This is a genomic window from Streptomyces sp. CC53, assembly GCF_001865245.1.
Lineage (GTDB): Bacteria > Actinomycetota > Actinomycetes > Streptomycetales > Streptomycetaceae > Streptomyces.
Map to the genome: position 1 here is coordinate 23107 of NZ_MKXB01000124.1, position 2270 is coordinate 25376.

Below are 2270 nucleotides of genomic sequence, written 5' to 3' on the forward strand. Positions count from 1 at the left end.
ACCGGGGCGGGCGGCCCGGGCGGGTGGCCGGCTTTTCCCCAGGCGGGCCATTGTCCACCGCCGCTCCGGTGTCCGCGGGGCCGTCCGGGACAATGGGCGCATGGTGGAGTTTCTCTGGTTTCTGATCGCGGTCGGCCTGATCGGCGCGGTCGTCGCGCCCTGGCTGTTGCGCCGCCGCTCCGGCGGCATTCGCCTGACCCAGCCGGGGGCGCCCGACGCGGCGGACCCGCTCGCCTACGGCTTCGTGCGCCAGGAGCTCCTGGACATCCGCACACCCGGTCCCGACCAGGACCTGATGGACGTGCTGGACGTCGTCCAGCGCACCCAGGACTGGCGGGCCGCGTCGCAGTTGCTCGCGGGCACGCCCAAGGAGGGCGAGGTGCGCTGGCAGCGGGTGCAGGCGTTCGCGGGAGCCGCGTCGCTGGAGCTCGCCCAGCAGCCGGGCGCGGGCGGCGCGTGGCTGCGGGCGTGGCGGGCCGAGGCGCCGAAGGACGCCGGTGGTGCCGCCGTGCACGCGGAGTTCCTGGTCCAGCAGGCGTGGCGCACGTCCACGTCGGGCACGGACGAGTTCCGCATCATCCTGGAGGAGGCCAGGAAGGTGTGCGGTGAAGCGGCCCTGCTGGCACCCGGCGACCCGGTCCCGTACATCACGGAGCTGGCGGTGGCCCGCGGCCTCGGCTACTCGCCTGAGGAGTTCGACCAGCTCTGGGCGAAGATCATCGACCGTGCTCCGCAGCACATGGGCGCGCACCTGGCGGCGCTGCACTACTGGTGCGAGAAGTGGCACGGGTCGCGGCAGGACGCGGACCGGTTCGCCACGGCCGCGGCGGCCCGCGCGCCGCAGGGCTCCCTGCTGGCCGCGCTGCCGCTCTTCGCGGTGTGGGAGCACCTGCCCGACCTGGCCATGGTCCGGGACTTCTTCGGTACGGAGGTGGTGTCGAAGGCGATGGACGGAGCGCTGTACGCGGTGCACTCGGCGGCCCCGGACGACCCGATGCTGGCCCACGTGCGCCACCTGCTGCTGCACTTCCTGGTGCGGGCCGAGCGGTGGTCGGAGGCGATGGAGCAGGTCGTACGGGTGGACGGCTACGTCGGCGCGCTGCCCTGGACGGTGAGCGAGGACCCGGCCGCGGAGTACGCCGTGTACCGCGCGCTGGCGGTGGCCGGCTACGAGGCCAACGGCGGTAGCCCGGCGACGCTGCTGCGCTGACGCCGGCAGAGCCCCCGGGGCAAGGGCAGGTGCCGGGGGGTCGGCGGCCCGTGACCGGTGGTGGCCCCGACCCGGTGAGGGGCGGGCGAGGGCTCGCCCACCACCGGAACCGGTCACCGGGCGGCTGAACCGCGGGTGCCGGCGGTGGTCACCCGGCGGGGTGGTGGCTCACGTACACCTTGCGCAGGGTCTCGTGGACGGTCCACGTGGTGCGGTCGCCCTCCCGTAGGACGACCATGTCGCCCGGACCGACACGGAGGGTCGGGCCGTCGGTCACCTCGATGGTGGCCGACCCGCTGACGACGACGAACACCTCGTCGGCCTCCGTGTCGGTGACGACGCCGGGTGTCATCTGCCAGATACCCCGGCAGGTCCGGCCGTCGGCCGACTCGTCGACCATCCGTCCGGAGACCTCGGGCCGACCGGAGACGACCTGCGCGGGGTCCAGCGGTTCGGGTGCCAGGTCGGCGTCAGGGGCGTGTACGGCAAAGCTGTGCTTCATGGGGCCGACCGTAGCCGTGCGGGGAGCCCCGGCGCCCCGGACAGGGTGTCGCGTGCGGGCCCGTCCCGCCGGACGATCCGCCGACCCGGCGCTCCGTCCGAGCCGACCACCGTGCCACCGCGCCGGTCACGACCGATCGCGGTGCGATCGCACCCCGCCCCGGACCGGCCCCACCCGGCCGCCCCGCCCCGCCCCGACCAGCCGCCGTGCGACCGAGCGCCCCAGAACCGACCACCGTGCGACCGCGCCGCACACGACCGGCCACTGTGCCGCCGCACCACACCGCACCCAACCGACCAACGTGCCCACCGCGCCGCACACGACCAACCACCGTGCGACCGCCCCCGCCCATGACCGGCCACCCGGCCACCCCGCCCGATCACGATGCGACCGGACCCCGCCCATGACCGGCCACCATGCGACGGCGCCGCGCCCCACCTGCTCGCGGTGCGCCTGTCGCATCCCGGCTCGCCCCCGCAGGCCCGCCGCACCCCCGACCGACCAGGAGGCCCGGCCCGCCGCCCCGTTCGCCGTGCCGGAGAGGCGGGGTGACCGCGG

General features: G+C 75.5%; 2 protein-coding genes. One reads left to right on the plus strand and one right to left on the minus strand.

Going from position 1 to position 2270, the window contains the following annotated elements; all coding sequences use genetic code 11:
- Positions 1 to 103 precede the first annotated feature (103 nt).
- Entirely contained in the window at positions 104 to 1210 is a 1107-nt protein-coding gene (locus tag BJP40_RS11930; RefSeq protein WP_071280359.1) for a hypothetical protein, read from the plus strand.
- 148 nt (positions 1211 to 1358) lie between these two features.
- Here BJP40_RS11930 and BJP40_RS11935 read toward each other — a convergent pair whose 3' ends face one another.
- Complete coding sequence (locus BJP40_RS11935; protein WP_071280352.1) at positions 1359 to 1712, minus strand: cupin domain-containing protein; 354 nt, start codon at positions 1710 to 1712, stop codon at positions 1359 to 1361.
- Positions 1713 to 2270: the final 558 nt, after the last annotated feature.